General features: G+C 38.9%; 21 protein-coding genes. 15 read left to right on the plus strand and 6 right to left on the minus strand.

What is annotated here, in order from left to right; genetic code table 11:
- Positions 1 to 392 precede the first annotated feature (392 nt).
- Complete coding sequence (locus BMW38_RS15030) at positions 393 to 962, plus strand: TetR/AcrR family transcriptional regulator (protein ID WP_092709563.1); 570 nt, start codon at positions 393 to 395, stop codon at positions 960 to 962.
- Between the two features lie 68 nt (positions 963 to 1030).
- On the opposite strand, the gene BMW38_RS15035 is transcribed toward BMW38_RS15030, so the two are convergent.
- On the minus strand, positions 1031 to 1894 hold the full coding sequence (locus BMW38_RS15035; protein ID WP_092709489.1) for a metal-dependent hydrolase: 864 nt from the start codon (positions 1892 to 1894) through the stop codon (positions 1031 to 1033).
- 107 nt (positions 1895 to 2001) lie between these two features.
- On the opposite strand from BMW38_RS15035, the gene BMW38_RS15040 reads away from it, so the two are divergent.
- Positions 2002 to 2619: a TetR/AcrR family transcriptional regulator gene (locus BMW38_RS15040; RefSeq protein WP_092709491.1), complete on the plus strand. Its 618-nt coding sequence runs from the start codon at positions 2002 to 2004 to the stop codon at positions 2617 to 2619.
- Between the two features lie 111 nt (positions 2620 to 2730).
- Here the strand turns inward: BMW38_RS15040 and BMW38_RS15045 are convergent, their stop codons facing one another.
- Positions 2731 to 3336: a nitroreductase family protein gene (locus BMW38_RS15045; RefSeq protein WP_092709494.1), complete on the minus strand. Its 606-nt coding sequence runs from the start codon at positions 3334 to 3336 to the stop codon at positions 2731 to 2733.
- A gap of 52 nt (positions 3337 to 3388) precedes the next feature.
- The gene (locus tag BMW38_RS15050) at positions 3389 to 4531 is read right to left on the minus strand and encodes a glycerate kinase (protein ID WP_092709497.1); all 1143 of its coding nucleotides are present in this window, start codon (positions 4529 to 4531) and stop codon (positions 3389 to 3391) included.
- A 397-nt stretch (positions 4532 to 4928) separates the two neighbouring features.
- Here BMW38_RS15050 and BMW38_RS15055 point away from each other — a divergent pair, with 397 nt between their 5' ends.
- From BMW38_RS15055 to epmA, 5 genes are all read left to right on the plus strand, one after another.
- Positions 4929 to 7337 carry an FdhF/YdeP family oxidoreductase gene (locus BMW38_RS15055; protein ID WP_092709500.1) on the plus strand — a complete coding sequence of 803 codons (2409 nt, stop codon included), beginning with the start codon at positions 4929 to 4931 and terminating at the stop codon, positions 7335 to 7337.
- Between the two features lie 78 nt (positions 7338 to 7415).
- The gene (gene fdhD, locus BMW38_RS15060) at positions 7416 to 8207 is read left to right on the plus strand and encodes a formate dehydrogenase accessory sulfurtransferase FdhD (protein WP_092709503.1); all 792 of its coding nucleotides are present in this window, start codon (positions 7416 to 7418) and stop codon (positions 8205 to 8207) included.
- A gap of 143 nt (positions 8208 to 8350) precedes the next feature.
- Entirely contained in the window at positions 8351 to 8743 is a 393-nt protein-coding gene (locus BMW38_RS15065; RefSeq protein ID WP_092709506.1) for a YkvA family protein, read from the plus strand.
- A 105-nt stretch (positions 8744 to 8848) separates the two neighbouring features.
- Positions 8849 to 9916, plus strand: coding sequence for a 4-phosphoerythronate dehydrogenase (locus BMW38_RS15070; protein WP_092709509.1), 1068 nt, complete (start codon positions 8849 to 8851; stop codon positions 9914 to 9916).
- The gene (gene epmA, locus BMW38_RS15075) at positions 9913 to 10887 is read left to right on the plus strand and encodes an EF-P lysine aminoacylase EpmA (protein ID WP_092709512.1); all 975 of its coding nucleotides are present in this window, start codon (positions 9913 to 9915) and stop codon (positions 10885 to 10887) included. The genes BMW38_RS15070 and epmA overlap by 4 nt, the downstream gene beginning before the upstream one ends.
- 59 nt (positions 10888 to 10946) lie before the next feature.
- Here epmA and BMW38_RS15080 read toward each other — a convergent pair whose 3' ends face one another.
- Complete coding sequence (locus BMW38_RS15080; RefSeq protein ID WP_092709515.1) at positions 10947 to 11936, minus strand: Tim44 domain-containing protein; 990 nt, start codon at positions 11934 to 11936, stop codon at positions 10947 to 10949.
- A gap of 82 nt (positions 11937 to 12018) precedes the next feature.
- Entirely contained in the window at positions 12019 to 13407 is a 1389-nt protein-coding gene (radA, locus tag BMW38_RS15085; protein WP_092709518.1) for a DNA repair protein RadA, read from the minus strand.
- Between the two features lie 487 nt (positions 13408 to 13894).
- Here radA and BMW38_RS15090 point away from each other — a divergent pair, with 487 nt between their 5' ends.
- From BMW38_RS15090 to BMW38_RS15110, 5 genes are all read left to right on the plus strand, one after another.
- Positions 13895 to 15301 carry an amino acid permease gene (locus BMW38_RS15090; RefSeq protein ID WP_092709521.1) on the plus strand — a complete coding sequence of 469 codons (1407 nt, stop codon included), beginning with the start codon at positions 13895 to 13897 and terminating at the stop codon, positions 15299 to 15301.
- A 140-nt stretch (positions 15302 to 15441) separates the two neighbouring features.
- The gene (locus BMW38_RS15095) at positions 15442 to 15666 is read left to right on the plus strand and encodes an LPS translocon maturation chaperone LptM (protein WP_092709524.1); all 225 of its coding nucleotides are present in this window, start codon (positions 15442 to 15444) and stop codon (positions 15664 to 15666) included.
- A 22-nt stretch (positions 15667 to 15688) separates the two neighbouring features.
- Positions 15689 to 16939, plus strand: a complete 1251-nt coding sequence (gene lysA / locus BMW38_RS15100; RefSeq protein WP_092709527.1) for a diaminopimelate decarboxylase — start codon at positions 15689 to 15691, stop codon at positions 16937 to 16939.
- A gap of 5 nt (positions 16940 to 16944) precedes the next feature.
- Positions 16945 to 17790, plus strand: coding sequence for a diaminopimelate epimerase (gene dapF / locus BMW38_RS15105; protein ID WP_092709531.1), 846 nt, complete (start codon positions 16945 to 16947; stop codon positions 17788 to 17790).
- A gap of 101 nt (positions 17791 to 17891) precedes the next feature.
- Positions 17892 to 18497: an alpha/beta fold hydrolase gene (locus BMW38_RS15110; protein WP_092709534.1), complete on the plus strand. Its 606-nt coding sequence runs from the start codon at positions 17892 to 17894 to the stop codon at positions 18495 to 18497.
- Between the two features lie 49 nt (positions 18498 to 18546).
- On the opposite strand, the gene BMW38_RS15115 is transcribed toward BMW38_RS15110, so the two are convergent.
- Positions 18547 to 19170, minus strand: coding sequence for a LysE family translocator (locus BMW38_RS15115; RefSeq protein WP_092709537.1), 624 nt, complete (start codon positions 19168 to 19170; stop codon positions 18547 to 18549).
- Between the two features lie 174 nt (positions 19171 to 19344).
- On the opposite strand from BMW38_RS15115, the gene xerA reads away from it, so the two are divergent.
- The 3 genes from xerA to BMW38_RS15130 all read left to right on the plus strand — a co-directional run.
- A complete protein-coding gene (gene xerA, locus BMW38_RS15120; RefSeq protein ID WP_080595434.1) occupies positions 19345 to 20238 on the plus strand; it encodes a site-specific tyrosine recombinase/integron integrase in 894 nt (297 codons plus the stop codon).
- Entirely contained in the window at positions 20228 to 20809 is a 582-nt protein-coding gene (locus BMW38_RS15125; protein WP_092709540.1) for an HD domain-containing protein, read from the plus strand. Before xerA ends, BMW38_RS15125 begins: the two co-directional genes overlap by 11 nt.
- A gap of 449 nt (positions 20810 to 21258) precedes the next feature.
- Positions 21259 to 21814: electron transfer flavoprotein subunit beta/FixA family protein (locus tag BMW38_RS15130; protein ID WP_092709544.1), on the plus strand; the 556-nt coding region annotated here is incomplete at its 3' end.

Consider the following 21814-nt stretch of genomic DNA (forward strand, 5'->3'; position numbering starts at 1 on the left):
TGGTAGCTACTCGTCCCTTTCCCGTAGCGGTAGGACGGGAGAGGGACACCTTCGGGTGTGCTAGTTTGAGTTATTACTAGTCTGCGAACCCTTTCTCGTTCTGCCACCATAATCTTAATGTCTGGCAGAACTCCCAATAAAAAGGAGTTGGCTTTGCACACCCATTATTTCTTGGCAGCCTTTGCCACAAGCTATAACGACACGACTTAAACGTTTAAAGCAGTTTGATGGCCATTGGGCTTTTCAGGCTTTAAATCGTCACGACCAAAAAACTTAATCAACAATAAAACTTGAGATGTGCCGAGCACAGTCTTTACGGCTTTGCTATGCCTTTTTTTCTCCCAAAAAAGTATCTCGTTTATCTACAACAAGAATTTTATAACGGTAAAACTATGCGACATTTAGTGATCTCCCCACGTGCCATACAAGTCGTAAATAAATCGATTAATCTGTTTCACCACCACGGATTTCATACGGTTGGAATTGACAGAATCGTGAAAGAATCTCAAATTCCCAAAGCCACTTTTTATCATTATTTTCACTCTAAAGAGCGGTTTATCGAAATCTGTATGACTGTGCAAAAAGAACGCTTAAAAGAAAAAGTAGTTTCAATTGCTGATTACGACCACGAAGCGGGCGCGATTGATAAACTCAAAGCACTTTATCTTTTACATACTGATTTAGAAGGGTTGTACTATTTATTATTTAAAGCCATTTTTGAAACGAAACTGACCTATCCAAAGGCCTATCAAATTGCAGTGAGGTATAGAACGTGGCTACTTAATGAAATTTATAGCCAACTGATAAAACTAAAAACCTATGTTTCCTTTCAGGATGCCAAATTATTTTTATATATGATTGAAGGCGCAATTATTCAGCTTTTAAGCTCAGATAAAACAGGGGAGCGAGAGATGATATTAGAATGTTTTTTGAAGCAGTTTAAATTCGGCGAGCCTATGTAGTCTCTACACATTTTTAAAGAGAATCAAGTCTGTAAGCCCTCAAATGAGGGCTTTATACATTGATTTTTCTAGCTTAGAGACTCCTTCAAAACCCCTTGTTGGCCAAATAACTTTTCTCGGAATTCGGCTTCTAATTGTTCGGTTTGCATGTGTAAAGGATTAAAATTTTCATCTCTGACATCAAGCATATCCACAAATGCTTTCGATAAAATTCCTAAGCGATTGATTCCGCCAAATCCTAAATAAACGCCATCCTTTAACTGTTTTAAGCTAAATCTAATATCTTTTCTTTTTAAGATTTTTATCCAATATTCAAACATAATAGGCATGATAAGTTTTGTGACTCTAGCTAAAGCTGCTTTTCTGTTTTTGCTCGAGTTGCCACCGATGGCATTTAATACATCAAATGCAACCGACTTATGTTCAAGCTCTTCGAGTGCATGCCACTCCCAAAGATTTCTGCTCTCTTGTGTAGTTTTTCTTTTAATTAACTGATCTGTAAGCAATAGCCGAGCGAGGGTAGCTGTGTAGTGTTCCATGACTACGGTCGCCGCGACTTGTTCGACCGTTGAAAGTTTACGTAACTTATCTAAACGTGCTTTGGTTTTGACCTCAATCTCGATTACTTCTGGATAATTAGAATGTATGAGGTGATTGTTCAGTGTTTTATGTTCACGGCTATGAAAAGCTTCTTGAGCAATAAACGCTCTGATATCTTCTAAAAGTTTTTCATCCTTAATTTGATTTCGAACGTTTCTGATACTTTCAATAAAGAACATTTCACCTGGAGGAAACATGGCGGAAAGTACAACGAATAAAGACGTAACGACAGGATTTTCTTCGTAATAAAAAGAGTAACTTTTATTCGCATCGTAAGAAAGTTCAACATTACGACGAACAATTTTTTGATTTGTAGCGAGAGCTGTATTCATTTTTTTAACTCATCTTTAAAAAATAATTGATCAAATTTTGATTTCAACTAGAATTTATCAATGAATTTATACGGAAAAAAGACGGATTTTTAGAAGGATAAAAATCAATGGTAACTATAAGAAAACCAAAACAAAATAGAGCTAAAAACACATTTGAGTCTATAGTAAGTGCAGGATTTATATCTGTTATGAAAAACGGCTTGGACCATACAACTGTACTTAAAGTGTGTGAGATAGCAGGCGTAGGATCGGGAAGTTTTTATGAGTATTTCAAAAATAAAGAAGCACTTTTTATTGAGATGCAGCAGCACTTTATTATGGAAATATCAAAAGTCATTTATGACGTAATTCCAGAAATTTTGGATTTAGAGATTCCTGAAGCAATCAGAAGAATTTTTTTAAAAATTGGTGAATTTTTGGCGAAGGATAATAATAAATATTTTTATTGGCTTAGTGTTTCTTCTAAATATAGTACTGAAGCAAGTCATGTAAAAGCTGTAAAAGCGATTAATGTATTGGCGATTGAATATGCCATGAAGCATCCTGAAGTATTAAAAATCAAAAATTTAAAAATGATGGTTTATATTTTGATTCATTCAAGTATTGCTTTAACGATGAACTTTTTTACTTCACAAAATATGGGTTTTACTTTTGAAGAGTTAGTTGACTGCTTAATTAATCTTACGATGTCATACATCGAGAATGATAGGAATAAGGTGGTTTAACTTAACGTTTATGATTCTTTAATATTAGAATTTAAGTACCAAATTAAAGGCTTCCAACTATTTATAATAAAACTACTAAATAGAATGAAAGCCTGAAATCTGACTAACAACTTAGAATGTATTTTGAATAATTACATCATCAAAAGGAAGTTTGCCGACACGTGGGTAAGGCTCGGAAGTTGACTTACCAACTGCAATCATTAAACACACCACGTGATCTTCTGGTAAGTTAATGAGCTTCGCCATCGCATCAAAGTCAAAACCATCCATTGGGCAACTGTCTAAACCATGCTCTTGAGCAAGAAGCATTAAGGTCTGAGCAAAAATGCCCGCACTACGCATCACTTCGTCGCGTTGGGTTTGTGGGCGGTCACGATAATATTGATCAATTGCACCAACCATAATATTTTGAACTTCTGGAGCAGCCCCATCCCACACACGCTTTGCATCAGTTTCCCACGAGCTTACTTTCGCACATAAAACAATGAGTAATGATGCTTCTGTCACTTGTGGTTGGTCCCACGCAATAGTGCGAATTTTTTGTCTTAGTTCAGCATCTTCAATTACAACAGGGCGCCAATGCTGCAAATTAAACGCACTTGGTGCATTTGCTAAAACTTCATGTAATAACTGTTGTTTATTTTCTTCAGAGAGTTGAAATGAAGGATCGAAGCGCTTAATAGCACGACGTTTCTGAATGGCATCAATAACGTTCATAAGACATTCCTATTTGTTGGTTTAACCGTTTTAAAGATTACTGGGTAAATTGTTATGGTTGCTTCAGATTAAACTTAATTAATCTAGCAATATCAATTGTTCTATCGAAAATGAGTTCTGATGCATGTTCGCAGGCTTGTTCTAATGTGATTGGACCATTTGTCAGTGAAAAAGCAGCCGTAACGCCGTGTTGATAAAGCGCTTGGTAGCCTTCGCCTAAAGTTCCTGCAATCACAATAACAGGTATATTTTGCATTTTCGCGACTCGGCTCACACCAAAAACTGTTTTGCCATTTAACGTCTGTCGGTCAAATTTACCTTCACCCGTAATCACCCAATCTGCATTGGAAATTTTACTGGCCAGTTGGTTGAGTTCAGCCACAACTTCGACTCCAGCCTTAAACTCAGCATTTAAATAGCTTTTGGCTGCAAAGCCTAAACCTCCAGCCGCGCCAGAGCCAGCTTCATCTCTTTTATCGAAACCGAGTAAGTGTGCAGAGACATCGGCAAAGTGGGCAAGAGCTTCATCAAGTAACTGTACTTGAGCAGGGGTAGCACCTTTTTGTGGACCAAAAATATAAGATGCCCCATTTGGGCCACAGAGTGGATTTGTCACATCGGCAGCCAATAAAAAACGTGTTTGCTGAATACGCGGGTCGAAATGAGTTAAATCAATCTTAGACAATGTTTCTAAAGCGAGGCCGCCTGCGGGTAAAACGTGTTGGTTTGAGTCTAATAAACGTGCACCTAATGCAGTTAATAAACCTGTGCCGCCATCATTGGTTGCACTACCACCCACAGTTAAAATAATGTCTTTTGCACCTGCGTCTAAAGCATCTAAAATAAGCTGACCTGTTCCAAATGTTGTGCTTTGGCAGGCATCACGTTCTGACGGTGGCACTAACTGTATGCCGCTGGCTTGAGCCATTTCAATCATGGCTATTTTTTGTTTTTCTAACCATCCCCATTTTGCTTGAACAGGTTTACCTAAGGGGCCAATTACGGTTTTTTCACGCCATTCACCTTTGCAGACTTCTAACACTGCTTCAAGTGTGCCTTCACCACCATCTGCCATAGGGCATAGAATCGTTTCGGCCTCAGGAAAAACCACTTGCCATCCTTGAGCAATTGCCTGTGCTACGCCCAAAGCCGACAGGCTATCTTTAAAAGAGTCTGGCGCAATCACAACCTTCATACGTTCTCTAAATCTGTTTTTTTCAATTAATTTATACTGCTTAAACCAATAAAAACCTACTTAAAATGACGTAAATTTCAGTTCATCACATCATTTCTATTTGTGAAAAATATAAAGTTAATTATGTTTTTATCTGTAAAAAATAGATCTTTCTGATGTTAAGGTATTGTTATTATTTAATTTAAATGATTTTTTGGATTTGGCTAAATTATTGTAATTATAAAAAATATGGCACATATTATAAGAACGATTGAGCCAGCTTTTAAAATATTGGGAATAGCATAAAAAGCGGACTCTACCCATAAGCTAGACAGCAGATAGCGTAGATATAACCATAATGAAGTTGTGAATTTATTGCATCTGTTGAATATGTAAAAAGAATTAAGAGGATGACAAAGTGGATAATTCAGAAGAACAAAAGCATATACAAGAAAATAACGGCTTTGCACGAATTGAACCCTACACTCATCCTGCTGGGGGATGGGGGGCGCTACTCAGTGTCGCTCGAAATCTAAAACGACAAGATATTTTAAAAAAAGGTTCGATTACCTTACTCAATATTAATCAGCCTACAGGCTTTGATTGTCCGGGTTGTGCATGGCCTGAAAAGAAAAATGCTCATGCGTTTAATTTCTGCGAAAACGGAGCAAAAGCGGTTGCGTTTGAAGCAACCAGTAAAACAGTTACTCCTGAATATTTTGCAGGGCATACAGTTAGTTGGTTGTCCGAACAAAGTGATTTTTTTCTTGAAGACTTAGGGCGTTTAACTGATCCAGTTCGCTACGATGCGGCAACTGATAAATATGTACCCATTTCATGGGATGAAGCATTTCAGATTATTGCTAAACATCTTCATGCGCTAGACAACCCAGACCAAGCGGCATTTTATACGTCTGGTCGCGCCAGTAACGAAGCGGCATTTCTATATCAACTGTTTGTGCGAAGCTTTGGTACAAATAACTTTCCAGATTGTTCGAACATGTGCCATGAAACGACAAGCGTTGGGTTACTTGATTCGATTGGTTTAGGAAAGGGCACAGTCACCCTAGAAGACTTTGATTTAGCCGATGCAATTTTTAGTTTTGGGCATAATCCCGGAACCAATCACCCGCGTATGTTAGGTACTTTGCGTGAAGTGTCTAAACGTGGCGGCAACATTGTTGCGATTAACCCAATTAAAGAACGAGGTTTAGAGCGTTTCCAAGACCCACAAGCACCGCTTGAAATGATGACCAATGGCAGTACACCGATTAGCCGTTATTATTTCCAACCTAAAATTGGTGGTGACTACGCACTGATGTTAGGTATTTTAAAGCACTTAAATGAGTGGGATAAAAAAGCCATTGCGTCAGGAAAACCAAGCGTTTTTGACCGGAATTTTATTGCCGTAAATACCATTGGTTTTGATGAAATGATTGCTGAGGTTGAAAAAACTGAATGGGCAGATATCTATAAACATTCAGGTTTGTCTGCTGAACATTTAGAAAAATTAGCCAAACTCTTTTTAGATTCTGAACGTTCAATTTTTTGTTGGGGTATGGGAATTACCCAGCACCGCCACGGAACTGCCAATGTACATATGTTAGCGAATTTATTGTTGGCACGTGGTCAAATTGGCAGGCCAGGTGCAGGGTTATGTCCAGTTCGTGGGCACAGTAATGTGCAAGGCGACCGAACCATGGGCATTAATGAGTTACCTAGCCCTAAATTACTAGACAACATTGACCGTGTGTTTGGCATTAAATCCCCTAGAAAAAATGGACATGGTGTCGTCGAAACCATTAAAGCCATGGCTGAAGGCGAGGTCAAAGTCTTTATTGGTCTAGGCGGAAACTTTGCAGTTGCAACCCCTGATACACCGTATACCCAAGAAGCACTTAGAAAGTGTAATTTAACTGTTCATGTCGCAACCAAGTTAAACCGTAGTCATTTGGTGTGTGGTAAAGAGGCACTCATTTTGCCATGTTTAGGCCGTACTGAAATTGATGAGCAACTCCATGGCCCACAGGCCATTTCAGTCGAAGATTCGATGAGTAATATTCATTTGTCGGCAGGGCGTAATACTCCAATTTCTGAAAATATTTTATCTGAGCCAGACATTGTGGCAAGAATGGCAGAGGCCGTGTTACCAGATAGCCAAATTAAATGGAAATGGTACATCGAAAGCTATGACCGTATCCGTGATTCAATTGCTGATGTCTTTGATGAGTTCCATGACTTTAATCTACGGGTCTATGAACCAGGTGGATTCCACTTAGAGCATCCAGCCAATCAGCACATCTGGAATACAAAAAGTGGTAAAGCACAGTTTATGATTACGCCGCTTAATGAAGTCTATGGCGATAAAGAAAATCAATATGCTGCGGCCTATACCGAGAGTAAAGTTTATACCTTAATGACGACTCGTTCTCACGATCAGTACAACACCACGCTATATGGTCTCGATGACCGTTACCGTGGGGTCTTTGGTCAACGCCGTGTATTGTTTATGAATCAGGCCGATATTGATGAAGCTGGCTTCGAAGCAAACCAATGGGTCGATATTGAAAGTGTTTTCTCGGATGGCGTTAAACGTATTGTGCATAGTTTCCGAATTGTGCCTTACAACATTCCACGGGGCAGCTTAGCTGCTTACTATCCGGAAACCAATCCTTTAGTGGCCTTAAGCAGTCATGATAAATATGCCAAGATTCCGGCTTCAAAAAGTGTTCCTGTGATTTTGCATGCCGGTGATGCACCTGAACACTTTAATTTGGCAACAGCAGTTGACCCTGAAGATGCAGATAGAAAAGTAAGCAGCCTTTAAATCAAAGGCGATATTAGAAATGTAATTGAAACAGATGGCGCTTCCAAAAGGCGCCATTCCAATATAAAGGAAATTATTTTGACACCACATTCTTATGGGGTTGAAACATTACAAGTACAACGGTTTAAGAAAACCGAATCTGAAAGTGTTTTAGATAATATTGTTCAAGAGTATCCAATTGCTTTGGTATATAACGGTATTTCTCATGCAGTGATGATGGCGACACCGACCGATGTGAGTTTGTTTGCTAAAGGTTTTAGTCTCTCTGAAGGGATTTTAACGAGCTTAAAAGAACTGTATGCCATTGAGGTTCATCAAAGTGAGCTTGGTATTGAAGTTCAAATGACGATTTCATCTAGAGCATTTGCCACATTAAAAGAACGTAGACGAATGATGGTTGGGCGTACGGGCTGTGGTTTATGTGGTATTGAAAGTTTAGAGCAGTTTCATCTCGATGTTCCTAAAATTACCACCGAACCTTCTAAAGAATGGCTTGCGCAAATTCCGATGGCAATTGCTCATTTAAAGAATCGGCAAGAAATTACTGCTTTAACAGGAGGCGCCCATGCAGCAGCTTGGGTCGTTGAAGGCCAAATTATCGCTTTGTTTGAAGATGTGGGACGTCACAATGCTTTAGATAAATTACTCGGTTATTTAGCCCAAGAAAATTATGATACAAGTTCTGGTTTTGTTGTCATGACCAGTCGTGCAAGCTATGAATTAATTCGTAAATGCGCTCAGTTAAATATAGGTTTATTGGCTTCAATTTCTGCCCCAACCAGCATGGCTATTCGGCTGGCAAAAATATCGGGTCTAACTTTGGCTAGTTTTTGTCGTGGTGATGGCTTTGTTTTATATACCGAAGTATGAAGCCTTAAAATAACCATTAAATAAACTCTCATTAAAAGAATGATCAAAAAGATAGAAATTTACATTTCTATTTTTTCTAATTTTAAGCTAGGCATGAGTTTTATACTTTATTATCAGACTTCGGTAGGTTGGAGTGAGTCCCAATGTCTTGGTTGCAGTCTCTAAAAGATTGGGCAAAACATCTAAAAAAACAAATTATTATGCTGTGGTTTGCATCGAAGCACCCGCAAATGCCGTTGTTACCAAAAATTATTGCTGTTGTGGCGGTAGCTTATGCTTTTAGTCCTATTGATTTAATTCCAGATTTTATTCCTGTTTTGGGTTTGCTTGATGAGGCTTTAATTTTACCAATACTCATTTGGTTAGCTGTTCGCTTTACGCCCAAACACGTTATTTTAGAGGCGGAACAACAAGCTGAAGAATGGCTTGAACAACAAGAACGCCGTCCCCAAAATTATTTGGTTGCTGTGTTGATTATTCTAGTTTGGATAACTTTGGCTATGATGGCTTATTTCTATTTTAGCGGTGGTTTATAAGTTCTAAAGGTTCAAGATATAGAGTACTAATTTAAAGGCATTAACATTGTACTTTGCTACAACTCAAAGGATAATAACGTTTTTATAAGCTATGAGTTGCAGACAATGAAAATCGTCGCAGATGAAAATTTGGCATTTACCGATTACTTTTTTTCAGAGTTTGGCGATATTCAACACCATGCAGGGCGTACCTTAACTCATGCAGATGTAAAAGATGCAGAGGCTTTATTGGTTCGCTCGGTAACCGCAGTTAACGAGAGTTTAATTCGAGACACTTCAATAAAATATGTAGGTAGTGCCACTATTGGTACCGATCATTTAGATATTCCAGCTTTAGAAAAACAAGAAATTACGTGGGCAAATGCAGCAGGTTGTAATGCACAGGCGGTTGCCGAATATGTAATTACTGCTTTACTGCATTTAGATGCCAACCTTTTAGAACAACAAGAAAAATTTACCCTAGGCATTGTGGGCCTTGGAAACGTCGGTAAACGGTTAGCATATATGGCTCAGTTGCTTGGCTGGCGTGTGATTGGCTTTGACCCGTATGTACAGTTAGATTCAATTGAAAATGTAAGCTTAGAAACGCTTTTGAAACAAGCGAATGCAATTTCAATTCATGTGCCTTTAACTAAAAATGTTGAGCATGCGACGTATCATCTTTTTGATGAGCAAGCTTTTGCAGTACTTCAACCTAACACGATTTTAATTAATAGTGCGCGTGGTCCAGTCGTTAAAGAAGCGGCTTTAATCGAAGATATTCAACGTACCAAACGTAAAGTTGTGTTGGATGTATTTGAGCATGAGCCAGTCATCTCAGAAGAGCTTATAGACATGTTGGCTTTGGCGACACCGCATATTGCTGGTTATAGCCTCGAAGGGAAGGCCCGCGGTACACAAATGATTTACGAAGCGTTTTGCCAAAAGTTTGGGTTCAATATAAATAAGCGTTTCGAGACACAATTGCCTGCGTGCGAAGATTATTTTTCAGGTCATGACTTAAAGGCTGTGTTAAAGCAAAAATTAACTCAAATTTATGATATTGCACAAGACGATGCCAACATACGTGCTTGTATTAAAGATGGCAAAGTAGAGCAAAAAGCATTTGATTTATTACGTAAAAACTATCCGCTACGTCGGGAATGGGCAGCACATGGAGGGCCGCAGGCATGAGTTTAAGTTATCAACCTACTTGTTCAATTGATGCCTTAAAAGCTCGTGCCAAGCTCTACAACCAGATTCGTCAGTTTTTTGCAGAACGTGGCGTCATGGAAGTTGAAACACCGATTGTTTCACAAGCAGGTGTCACCGATGTGCATTTAGCGTCTGTTCAAGCTTTGCGCCATATCAATGGCAAATTGCAAACTCAATATTTGCAGACTTCGCCTGAGTTTGCCATGAAACGGCTATTGGCGAGTGGTAGTGGGCCGATTTATCAGATTTGTAAGGTTTTTCGAGATGATGAACACGGGCGTAAACACAATAGTGAATTTACGATGCTTGAATGGTACCGCCCGAGTTTAGATTTAAAAGCTTTAATGCATGAAACTGCCGATTTATTGCAAACCTGCTTGCAGCATCGTTTGGGTGAAGTTCGTCCTTTTATTCTAAGTTATAAGCATGCCTTTCAAGATCGTCTAGACATTAATCCATTACAAGCAACGTTGAAGCAACTTAAAGATACGGCAAATCGTGTGGGCTTAAACCTTGATTTAGGTGACGACCGTTTAGCTTATACCGATTTATTATTCTCGCATTTTGTTGAACCAAGTTTGGGGTTTGATGCACCTGTCTTTTTAACCGACTTTCCACCAGAAATGGCATCTTTGGCAAAGGTAAAACTGGATGAAGATGGGGAAGAGGTTGCTGCCCGTTTTGAGGTTTATATTGAAGGTTTAGAGCTGGCAAATGCCTATGACGAATTGCTTGATGCAGAGGTGTTACGTTCACGCTTTGAAGCAGACAATTCAGAGCGGGCTAAGCAAGGCCTTCATGTCATGCCTTTAGATGAACATCTATTAGCTGCTTTACCTCATATGCCGGAATGTTCGGGAATTGCTTTAGGTATAGACCGTCTATTAATGGTTGCGATGGATCAGGTCAAAATTGAAAAAGTCATTACATTTCCCGCAGACATTGCTTAAAAAACTAACAAATAAAAAAGCCACAATATTGTGGCTTTTTTATTTAGAGCTTATTCAATTTAAGCTTGTTGAATACCAGCAACTACCCAGTCTTGCTGAGAGCCAGCAGGTTTAACAAAGTGCCAGATTTCAGTAAATGGTTGTGGCAAGCTGTTTAAATCTTCACTCACGTTACCTGTGAAGCGTACGCTCACAACGTATTGACCATTTTCAGTCGCACTGTCTACAACCATCGCATTAAGATTGCTAAATTCAGCAACGTCTTGATCTTGGTTTTCCATGATGTCGTTATACATAGAAGTATAAAGTTCTGGTGTTAAGTAACGGCGAATTTCTTCAATGTTACTTGCAGTATTCATCGATTGGATGTGGTTAAAACGTTGACGTGCGATACGCAAGAACGCCGCTGGTTCACTACCGTCTGGAAGTTGGTTGCCATTGCTAGTTGTTACACCGCCAAAAGGAGCTTGGGTTGCAGCACCACCAGTCACAGACTGACCAAAGATGTTTGTATTATCTCCAGCATTACGTGGTGTTGCTTGTGGCGCAGCAGAACGGCCAAATGGGTTTTGACCGCCGTTGTTTGGTGCGTAAGGATTATTACCCGCTAATTTTTTTTTTGCGCCCAATTTGCGGAATACAAAAAAGGCTAAAGCTGCTGCAAGTAAAACCCAAATCCAGCCAGGGATACCACCTTTTTTCTCTTCTTGTGCTTGAGCAGCTTGGTCTGTTCCAGCTTGAGTTGCTTGATGTTCAGTTGATGTTGGTTTGTCATCAGCTAAAGCATTTGCTGCAACAGCACCTACGGCAGCACCAGCCACACCAGCTGCAACCATTGAACCCACACCTGGACCAGATCTTTGAGGTGCAGTAGCAGGTTGTTGAGCAGGAGTCACTTGACGAGGTTGTTGATAAGACTGGCTTGAAGTAGTAGAGCGTGCCATACCGTGGCTTTTACCACCACCTGCACGTTTAGCTTCAGCAAGAGGCGAAATCGCTAAAGCAGCCATTAAAATACCGGTAATCAAGCCACGCTGGTGTACTTCCATAGGAAATTCCTGTTTAAAATTAAATTGTAATAGTATTTATGAAGGTATTTGCACTAAATTTCAACTATAAAAGTATGTTTTTTTATGTCAATTCATCACTAAGTTGCATTGCTTCGGTCAATGCTTCATGCAGGCGGGCAACCGCAATGACTTGTACGCCTGGAATTGCTTTTTGCGGCGCATTCCCTCTTGGTAAAATGACATATTTAAAGCCATGTTTAGCCGCTTCTTTTAAGCGCTCCTGACCATTAGGGACTGGACGAATTTCACCAGAAAGACCAACTTCTCCAAAAACTGCAAGTTGTTGGGGTAGGGCTTTAGTACGTAGACTTGAAGCACATGCTAACAAAACCGCTAAATCGGAACCTGTTTCAGTAATTTTTAATCCACCTACAATGTTGACATAGACGTCTTGTCCCGTGGTTTGGACACCGCCATGACGATGCATTACAGCAAGGAGCATGTTTAAACGGTTTTGTTCAAGACCTAATGCGACACGTCGTGGTTGGCCTTGTGCATCGTCAACTAAAGCTTGTACTTCGACCAAAAGAGGACGAGTCCCTTCACGGCTAATCATGACAATTGAACCAGGGATGGCTTCATCATAACGACTCAAGAAAATGGCAGAAGGGTTAGCAACTTCACGTAACCCTTTATCTGTCATGGCAAATACACCCAGTTCATTGACCGCACCAAAACGGTTTTTAACCGCACGAATCATTCGATAGCGTGAGTCAGATTGACCTTCAAAGTAAAGTACACAATCCACCATGTGCTCTAAAACACGAGGACCAGCAAGTGCACCTTCTTTGGTCACATGACCAACAAGAAATAGCGCTGTGCCACTATTTTTTGCATAGCGTGTAAGTAATGCAGCAGATTCACGAATTTGAGAAACACCACCTGGTGCCGATTGAAGTGTTTCGGTGTAAAGCGTCTGAATAGAATCTAAAATAGCCACCGCAGGTTTTTCTTGTTCTAAAACTTCACAAATTCGTTCTACACAGGTTTCGGCCATGGCTTTTAATTTGTCAGTAGGCAAATCAAGACGTTGAGCACGAAGAGCAACCTGAGATAACGATTCTTCACCCGTAATATAAAGTGCAGAGCTTTTTGCGCTTGCCATGTGGGTTGCGGTTTGTAACAGAATGGTTGATTTACCAATACCGGGGTCACCGCCGATCAGTACGACTGAACCGGTAACTAAGCCTCCGCCAAGTACACGATCAAATTCGCTAATACCTGTCTGTAAGCGGGTTTCATGGGAAACTGAGACTTTATTGAGTGTTGTAATATTGGCGGCTTGGCCTGCATAGCCCCCAGTTTTGGGACGTGCTCGGTGCGCAGTGGTTGGTTCTACTCTGACTTCACTAAGACAATTCCATTCACCACACTCTGAACATTGACCTGCCCATTTAAGGTGGTCAGCACCACATTGTTCGCAACGGTAAACAGTTTTGACTTTGCTCATATTCGACTTCAGCTAAAAACTTCATAATCAGTAAAAACACAGTATAGCAAAAAGCGAAATAGAGAAATTGACTGATGTGGAATACATTTTGCTTAATTTAAAACAACGTAAAAATCAGGTCTTTGTCATGTGTTAAATAATCTAAAAGATTAAGATCGAGCAGGGGTGTTTTTTAATAAACAGATGAAGGACTGAAATGAAATTGAATATTAGAGAAACAATCAAATCGAGTTGTCTTTTTAATTTAAAAATCAGACCAGTTCAAGTCATGTTTTTAGACCGTAAAGTGCGTTGTATTGCTATGGGCTTGTGCGTATTATCAGATTTAATTGTATGTAGCTTGAAATCATCAGCAATACAGATAAAAATCGGTTAGCTGAAAAATTGTCAAAAAATATACATTTAAAAGATACCTGCAAATGGTGCGATATCGTCTTTTTGATTTTAGCTAACGGACTAAAAAAAATTACTGGAGTGTATTGATAAGATGTCGAATCAAAATCTGAGTGAGTCTCATGAACAAGGTGAGCTCCATCGTAGCCTCTCTAATCGGCATTTACAGCTGATCGCGATTGGCGGTGCAATTGGTACGGGATTGTTTATGGGATCAGGCAAAACAATTAGTCTTGCCGGTCCATCAATCTTATTCATTTACCTGATTATTGGTGTGATGGTGTTTTTTGTCATGCGTGCGCTTGGCGAACTACTTCTTTCAAATTTGGCCTATAAATCATTTATTGATTTTACAACAGATTTAATTGGCCCATGGGCAGGTTATTTTGTAGGCTGGACGTACTGGCTATGCTGGATCACCATTGGTATTGCCGATCTTTCTGCAATTATCTATTACTTACAATTCTTCAATAATGGTCTACCTTTCTCACCAGTCGAAGGTGCCATGATCAGTGTTGCGGCCATCGTATTCATTATGGGCTTGAACTTGTTAACGGTTCGCTTGTTTGGTGAATTGGAGTTTTGGTTTGCGCTTATTAAGATCCTTGCAATTATTATTTTAATTGCTGTGGGTTTATGGATGATCTTTACGGGCTTTACCTCTACTACAGGTGAAGTTGCTTCATTTACTCATCTTTGGGCCAATGGTGGTTTCTTCCCAACAGGGGTGCATGGTTTCTTGGCAGGCTTCCAGATTGCGATTTTTGCTTTCGTTGGTGTAGAACTAGTCGGAACAACAGCTGCGGAAACTAAAGATCCTGAACGTAATTTGCCTAAAGCAATTAACTCAATTCCAATTCGTATCATTATTTTCTATGTGTTCGCATTAATTATTGTAATGTCAGTAACACCATGGAACAGAATTGATCCAGCCATCAGTCCGTTTGTAAACTTGTTTAGTCAAGCAGGTGTTGCAGCAGCAGCAATCTTGATGAACTTAGTCGTGTTGTCATCAGTGATGTCATCAATGAACAGTGGTGTGTTTTCAACAAGTCGTATGTTATTTGGTCTATCACGTGAAGACCAAGGGCCAAAAGCTTTTGGTAAACTTAACAAACGTGCAGTACCTGCAAATGCATTGTATTTCTCTGCTGCGTGTTTATTGTTAGGTGCCGCTTTACAATATTTTGTGCCAAATACAGTTGAAGCATTTACGCTTGCAACGACGCTTTCAACGATTCTGTTCATTTGCGTATGGTTGTTAATTATTTGGAGTTACATCCGCTATTACACTACGCGTCCTGAGTTACATGCCAAATCAACATTTAAATTACCGGGTGGTTTATTCACATGTTGGATCACGATTATTTTCTTTGTTGGTATGATTTACGTGTTGTCTTTAGAGCCTGACACATTTAAGGCGCTTAAGGTCAGTCCAATCTGGTTTATTATCTTGCTCATTGGTTATTTCTTCTTCTATAAACCGCGTCATAAAAAATAATTAAACTTATTTGGTTATGACTAAACGCCGGCTGAAAAGCTGGCGTTTTTTATGCATATTGTTTTTCTCTTCAAGTTTACTCTTTAGCCGCTTGCATGATCACGGTATACTGCATCGAATTGTTTAAATCAGGTGCTCAGATGCGTCGTGTCATTTGCCTCATCAGTTTATTGAGCAGCAGTGTTTTGCTTAGTGCTTGTGGTCAGTCAGGAGTATTACAACTACCTTCTGATCCAAATTATGACAAACGTGCAAAATACTTGCTCTATCGTAATAAAGAATCAAAACAAGTTGTGCAAAACGATGAAAAGGCTGAACAGTCAGTCGAATCTTCAACAGCTCCAACCCAAACAACATCACCTTAAGCTTTGAAATAAGGACACATTCATGAGTTTCACCCGCATTAATGGAGTATTGCACGCAGAGCAATGTTCTCTGGAGCAGCTTGCACAGCAATTTGGCACACCGTTGTATGTTTATTCAAAAACAGCTTTTGAAAAACATTATCTAGATATGGATCGTGCTTTTGACTTTATTGATCATCAAATCTGTTTTGCGGTGAAATCTAACTCAAATTTAGCTGTTCTTAATGTATTGGCAAAACTTGGTGCGGGTTTTGACATTGTATCTGGTGGGGAACTTGCACGTGTTTTAAAAGCGGGCGGGGATGCATCTAAAATTGTTTTTTCGGGTTTAGGTAAAACGGAAGCTGATATTGAAACATCATTAAATGTGGGTATTGCCTGCTTTAATGTAGAGTCATATGCAGAACTAGACCGTCTCCAAAAAGTTGCGGCTCGTTTGGGTAAGAAAGCTCCGATTTCTTTACGTGTAAATCCTGATGTAGATGCAAAAACTCATCCTTATATTTCAACAGGTCTTAAAGAAAATAAATTTGGTATTCCAAGTGATACCGTTTATGAAACCTATCAATATGCTGCATCTTTACCTAACCTTGAAATTATTGGGATTGACTGCCACATCGGTTCGCAATTAACTGAGACTAAGCCATTTGTTGATGCTTTAGATCGTGTCATGTTAATGATCGATGAATTGAAAAAACTTGGCATCAATCTTAAACATATTGATATTGGTGGTGGTTTAGGCGTTTGTTATAAAGATGAAACACCGCCAAGTGTTGAAGAATATGCTAACTCAATGAAACCTGCTTTAGAAAAGTTAGGTCTCAAAGTTTATATGGAGCCGGGTCGTAGCATTAGTGCAAATGCAGGTGTGCTTTTAACAAAAGTTGATTTGCTTAAACCAACGAGCCACCGTAACTTTGCCATTATTGATGCTGCAATGAACGATTTAATTCGCCCTGCATTATATGAAGCATGGATGGATATCCAGCCTGTGGTACCAAGTTCAGATACTGAAGAAAAAACTTGGGATCTTGTTGGTGCAATCTGTGAGACAGGTGACTTCATTGGTAAAGATCGTTCATTGGCTTTAAAAGAAAATGACTTGTTAGCTGTTCTCGGTGCTGGTGCTTATGGTTTTGTAATGAGCTCAAATTACAATACACGTGGACGTGCCGCTGAAGTAATGGTATCAGGTGATAAAGCTCATTTGATTCGTGAACGTGAAACAGTTGAATCCCTTTGGGAAAAAGAACGTTTATTGCCTGAGGAGTAAATGAGATGTTATTAGAATTTACTAAAATGCATGGCTTAGGCAATGACTTTATGGTGGTTGATCTGATTAGCCAGCGTGCTTATTTAGATACAGAAACAATTCAACGCTTAGCTGACCGTCATTTTGGGATTGGTTTTGATCAGCTTTTGATTGTTGAACCACCAGATTTACCAGAAGCGGATTTTAAATATCGTATTTTTAATGCCGATGGTTCTGAAGTTGAACAGTGTGGTAACGGTGTCCGTTGTTTTGCTCGTTTTGTCCATGAGCGTCATTTAACGAGCAAAACCAATATTACTGTTCAAACCAAAGCAGGTATTGTAAAGCCAGAACTTGGGCAAAATGGTTGGGTACGCGTGAATATGGGTTACCCGAAATTTTTACCAAATGAAATTCCATTTGTTGCTGAACAACCGGAAGCTTTATATACACTTGAATTAGCCAATGACCAAACCATTAGTATTGATGTGGTCAATATGGGCAATCCTCACGCTGTAACTATTGTTCCTGATGTACTCACAGCAGATGTTGCTGGTATTGGTCCACAAGTTGAGTCACATAAACGTTTTCCTGAGCGTGTTAATGCTGGTTTTATGCAAGTAATTGATGAAAACCATGTGCGCCTTCGTGTATTTGAACGTGGTGTAGGTGAAACACTTGCATGTGGTACAGGTGCTTGTGCTGCTGCGGTAAGTGGTATGCGCCGTGGCTTACTTGCTAATTCTGTGGAAGTTGAATTGGCTGGCGGTAAATTGCAAATTGAATGGCAAGAAGGTGATGTGGTCTGGATGACTGGTCCAACAACCCATGTGTATGATGGGCGTTTGGATTTACGTTATTTCCAAGGCTAATAGCGTTACCTAAATAGAAGCCTCTTTTCATCCACTAAACTGATAAAAGAGGCTTTCTTTTATATGTACAATAATATTTGATTTAATTACTTTATAAAAATATGAATAATTTAATTTTCCTTCCCGGAGCTTCAGGAAGTACTACATTCTGGCACCCATTGATTGAAAAACTACCTCAGCAGTATCATTCAAAAATTATTGGTTATCCGGGCTTTGGAGATACGCCAGAATCTGTAGGTGTTAAAAATTTTGAAGAACTAACAAACTATGTTCTTAATCAAATTAATGATGAATCTGTAATTGTTGCTCAATCTATGGGAGGAATTTTTGCTGTTGCCGCAGCTTTACAAAAATCTCAAATGATTAAGGGATTGGTCTTGATTGCAACTTCCGGTGGAATCGATCTCTCTGCATTTAATATTCAAGATTGGCGTGAAGCATATCGCCAAGCATTTTTAAAATATCCAGATTGGTTTGTTACTACCAATATTAACTATGAAGAATTTTTGTCAGATATAAACGTCGAAACTTTACTAATTTGGGGCGACCAAGATCCAGTGAGTCCAGTTGAAGTCGGGACACACTTAAATCAGATACTTAAAAGTTCAACATTGCATATTGTTCAAGGGGGAGATCATCAGCTGGCAGAAAAATATGCAGATGAAGTTGCAATCCAAATAAAAGAGTATTTAAAAAAGCTGAAGTAACTCTTTAAGTAATATTAAGCGTGCTAGATATCAGCACGCTTTTTTAGATTTACTTTTTGCTCAAAGCCAATTTCAAAGCAAACAACACAAAAATACTGCCTGTAATACGGTCCATATATTTCACAAATTTAGGTTGCTTTAGATAACGTGACAGTGGTTGCATGGCCAAAATTAATAGAGTTGACCATAACATTCCAATCACCACGTGAATCATCACAAGCCCCATGACCCAAGTAACAGCTGATGCTTGCGGTAGAATAAATTGGGGAAGAAATGAAATATAAAAAATGCCGACTTTAGGATTAAGTAAATTACCTAAGAAACCTTTAATGAACCAATTTTGCGAAGGGGATGTATTTGAATTACTCCCTTGCATGTCAGTAAGTTGGCTACGCGGTTTTAAAATCATATTTAAACCCAGCCATGCAAGATAAGCGGCCCCCATCCATTTCAATATATTAAAAGCTAAATCAGAAGCCATGAGCAAAGCACCCAGACCACAAGCAACCACAATTCCCCACGCGATACAACCAAGGCTAATGCCTACTGCTGCTTGGAATGCTTTAGATTTACCTTCAAGTGTAGCAGTACGAATAATTAAAGTCGTATCTAGACCAGGGGTAAGCGTAAGTAAGGTAATTGCAAGTAGATAGGGTATGAGTATGGTGGTCATGGCAGCAAGGTTCCGACAAATACTTGAGCTAAAGTGTAATACATATATAAGGTATTGAGTTGTTATGCTGTAAGATCTCAATTTTCCTGATCAACTACTTTTTGGTACACTGAAAAAAATAAAATGAGCAAATAAATGGAGAGCAATTTGGATTTTGCATTACAACTGCTCTCAATGTGGTTAAAAGAAAGAAAAATTCAGAACCAGTCTGAGCACACGATTACTGCTTATGAAAGAGATGTTAAAAGCTTTCTTGAGTTTTGTGATCTCAAACAAATTGATTTAAGAAATGTTGAAGCTTCAGATTTACGTGAATATTTGGCCCAGCGTGTTGAGCAGGACCAGTTAAGTTCAAGCAGTATGCAGCGTCATCTCACTTCCATTCGCCAGTTCATGAAATGGGCTGAACAAGGAAAATATCTAGAAATTAACCCTACAGATGACTTTAAACTAAAACGTCAGCCTAGACCTTTGCCCGGTATGATCGACATAGAAACAGTTAATCAGATTTTAGATCAACCTATGCCTGAAAAACCAATTGATCAGCAACTTTGGTTACGTGATAAAGCCATGTTGGAGTTACTTTACTCAAGTGGTTTACGACTCGCTGAACTGCAAGGTTTAACAATTAAAGATATAGATTTTAATCGGCAACTCGTCCGTATTACGGGTAAAGGAAATAAAACCCGTATTGTACCGTTTGGAAAAAAGGCGAAAGAAAGCCTATTGAATTGGTTAAAAATTTACAAAATCTGGAAAGGCCATTTTGATCAAAATGCTTTTGTTTTTATTTCTCAAAGAGGTGGCGTGTTAACTCCGCGACAAATTGAAAAACGTGTAAAGCTTCAAGCGCAAAGAGCCGGTGTAAATGTGGATTTACATCCTCATTTATTACGCCATTGTTTTGCTAGCCATATGTTATCAAGCAGTGGTGATTTACGCTCAGTTCAAGAAATGTTGGGGCATAGTAATTTGTCTACGACACAAATTTATACGCATATTGATTTTGATCATTTGGCACAAGTCTATGATCGAGCTCACCCAAGAGCACAAAAGAATGAACACTAAAGAAGGTTTGATTTTATCACTTGATCAAGATGCGTTTAGTCAATGTAGTATTTTCATTGAGATGATTTTGAAGAAATATCAAACTATTATTGATGCCGATTATCAAGGATACTTAAATCACTGTAAACGTGTGGCTGCATATTGTTTAATATTAAGCCAAGATAGTAGTGAAGACACTATTCGTAAAATAGCGATTGTAGCTGCTTTTCATGATATTGGCATATGGACAAGTAAAACAATTGATTATTTAGAGCCATCCGTCAAAGTGATGTTAAGTTATCTTACTTTGCATCGGTTATTAGATTGGCAAATAGAAATAACATTGATGATTACAGAGCATCATAAATTAACAACGACAAAGTGTTCAGAATATCCATTGGTTGAATATTTTAGACAAGCTGATTATGCAGATTTTTCTTTAGGTTTATTGCGTTCAAATATTCCAAGAAGCGAGTTTAAAAAGTTAACGAGTCAATATCCAAATTCTGGATTCCATAAAACGCTAGTTTATTTAGGATTAAAACGTTTTTTACAAAAGCCTTGGAGTCCTTTACCTATGTTTAAATGGTAACTTAATATTCTGTTTTTAATAGAAATATGTGCTGAGATATTAAGTGGTTAGCAGTAAATGGCTTTTTATTTTGTGTAACATTATTTTATGGATGTTCTTACTTAATTGCCAGTTTTTCAGAGTACCTTAAGTACTTTCATTGGGTGGGAAAATGATGTTTTTGTTGTTTTTCTCCTCACTAGAATTAAAGGGTTTTAAGCTGCCGTATTTTTTAAAATATCAAGAAATTCAAGGTTTAAAATTTATTTGGCTGATTTGCTAAATTCATTGAGCGAATAAGCAATTTGAATTAGTGAACTGGGCATTTCATCTTTTTTATAGCAGTAGCGAAAATTGTGACTTGACCGAAATGCCAAACACATTGCAAGATAGGGCACCTAAAAAATTTTAATTGAAGAGTTAATATACTTTTCTCAACATTTACTTTTGCTAGAACAGCCGAGGATTACATGAAGGCTCTTGTTGCTGTAAAACGCGTGGTTGATGCCAACGTCAAAGTTCGTGTTAAGCCGGACAATAGTGGGGTTGACCTAACTAACGTTAAAATGTCAATTAACCCATTTTGTGAAATCGCAGTGGAAGAAGCGGTTCGCTTAAAAGAAAAAGGAACAGTAACAGAAATCGTTGTTGTTTCTGTAGGTCCTAAAGAAGCTCAAGAACAAATCCGTTCTGCAATGGCTTTGGGTGCAGACCGCGGTATTTTAGTTGAAACTACTGATGAAATTGGCGCTTTAGAAGTTGCTAAAATTTTAAAAGGTGTTGTGGACGCTGAAAAACCAGAACTTATCCTTCTTGGTAAACAAGCAATTGATGATGACTCTAACCAAGTAGGTCAAATGCTTGGCGCATTATTAGGTGCGGGCCAAGGTACATTCGCTTCTGAAGTGAAAGTTGATGGCGGCAAAGTACAAGTAACTCGTGAAGTTGACGGTGGTTTACAAACTGTTGAACTGGCACTTCCTGCAATCATTACAACTGACTTGCGTTTGAATGAGCCACGTTATG

It is taken from the genome of Acinetobacter sp. yr461, assembly GCF_900110445.1.
Lineage (GTDB): Bacteria > Pseudomonadota > Gammaproteobacteria > Pseudomonadales > Moraxellaceae > Acinetobacter > Acinetobacter calcoaceticus.

What these genes read in the sequence shown, in the direction of transcription:
- BMW38_RS15030 (WP_092709563.1), top strand. Translation starts at nt 393, where the DNA reads ATGCGACATTTAGTGATCTCCCCACGTGCCATACAAGTCGTAAATAAA.
- dapF (WP_092709531.1), top strand. Translation starts at nt 16,945, where the DNA reads ATGTTATTAGAATTTACTAAAATGCATGGCTTAGGCAATGACTTTATG.
- BMW38_RS15035 (WP_092709489.1), bottom strand. Translation starts at nt 1,894, where the DNA reads ATGAATACAGCTCTCGCTACAAATCAAAAAATTGTTCGTCGTAATGTT.
- BMW38_RS15045 (WP_092709494.1), bottom strand. Translation starts at nt 3,336, where the DNA reads ATGAACGTTATTGATGCCATTCAGAAACGTCGTGCTATTAAGCGCTTC.
- lysA (WP_092709527.1), top strand. Translation starts at nt 15,689, where the DNA reads ATGAGTTTCACCCGCATTAATGGAGTATTGCACGCAGAGCAATGTTCT.
- BMW38_RS15080 (WP_092709515.1), bottom strand. Translation starts at nt 11,936, where the DNA reads ATGGAAGTACACCAGCGTGGCTTGATTACCGGTATTTTAATGGCTGCT.
- BMW38_RS15070 (WP_092709509.1), top strand. Translation starts at nt 8,849, where the DNA reads ATGAAAATCGTCGCAGATGAAAATTTGGCATTTACCGATTACTTTTTT.
- BMW38_RS15115 (WP_092709537.1), bottom strand. Translation starts at nt 19,170, where the DNA reads ATGACCACCATACTCATACCCTATCTACTTGCAATTACCTTACTTACG.
- BMW38_RS15095 (WP_092709524.1), top strand. Translation starts at nt 15,442, where the DNA reads ATGCGTCGTGTCATTTGCCTCATCAGTTTATTGAGCAGCAGTGTTTTG.
- BMW38_RS15125 (WP_092709540.1), top strand. Translation starts at nt 20,228, where the DNA reads ATGAACACTAAAGAAGGTTTGATTTTATCACTTGATCAAGATGCGTTT.
- BMW38_RS15065 (WP_092709506.1), top strand. Translation starts at nt 8,351, where the DNA reads ATGTCTTGGTTGCAGTCTCTAAAAGATTGGGCAAAACATCTAAAAAAA.
- BMW38_RS15090 (WP_092709521.1), top strand. Translation starts at nt 13,895, where the DNA reads ATGTCGAATCAAAATCTGAGTGAGTCTCATGAACAAGGTGAGCTCCAT.
- radA (WP_092709518.1), bottom strand. Translation starts at nt 13,407, where the DNA reads ATGAGCAAAGTCAAAACTGTTTACCGTTGCGAACAATGTGGTGCTGAC.
- BMW38_RS15110 (WP_092709534.1), top strand. Translation starts at nt 17,892, where the DNA reads ATGAATAATTTAATTTTCCTTCCCGGAGCTTCAGGAAGTACTACATTC.
- BMW38_RS15050 (WP_092709497.1), bottom strand. Translation starts at nt 4,531, where the DNA reads ATGAAGGTTGTGATTGCGCCAGACTCTTTTAAAGATAGCCTGTCGGCT.
- xerA (WP_080595434.1), top strand. Translation starts at nt 19,345, where the DNA reads ATGTGGTTAAAAGAAAGAAAAATTCAGAACCAGTCTGAGCACACGATT.
- epmA (WP_092709512.1), top strand. Translation starts at nt 9,913, where the DNA reads ATGAGTTTAAGTTATCAACCTACTTGTTCAATTGATGCCTTAAAAGCT.
- BMW38_RS15040 (WP_092709491.1), top strand. Translation starts at nt 2,002, where the DNA reads ATGGTAACTATAAGAAAACCAAAACAAAATAGAGCTAAAAACACATTT.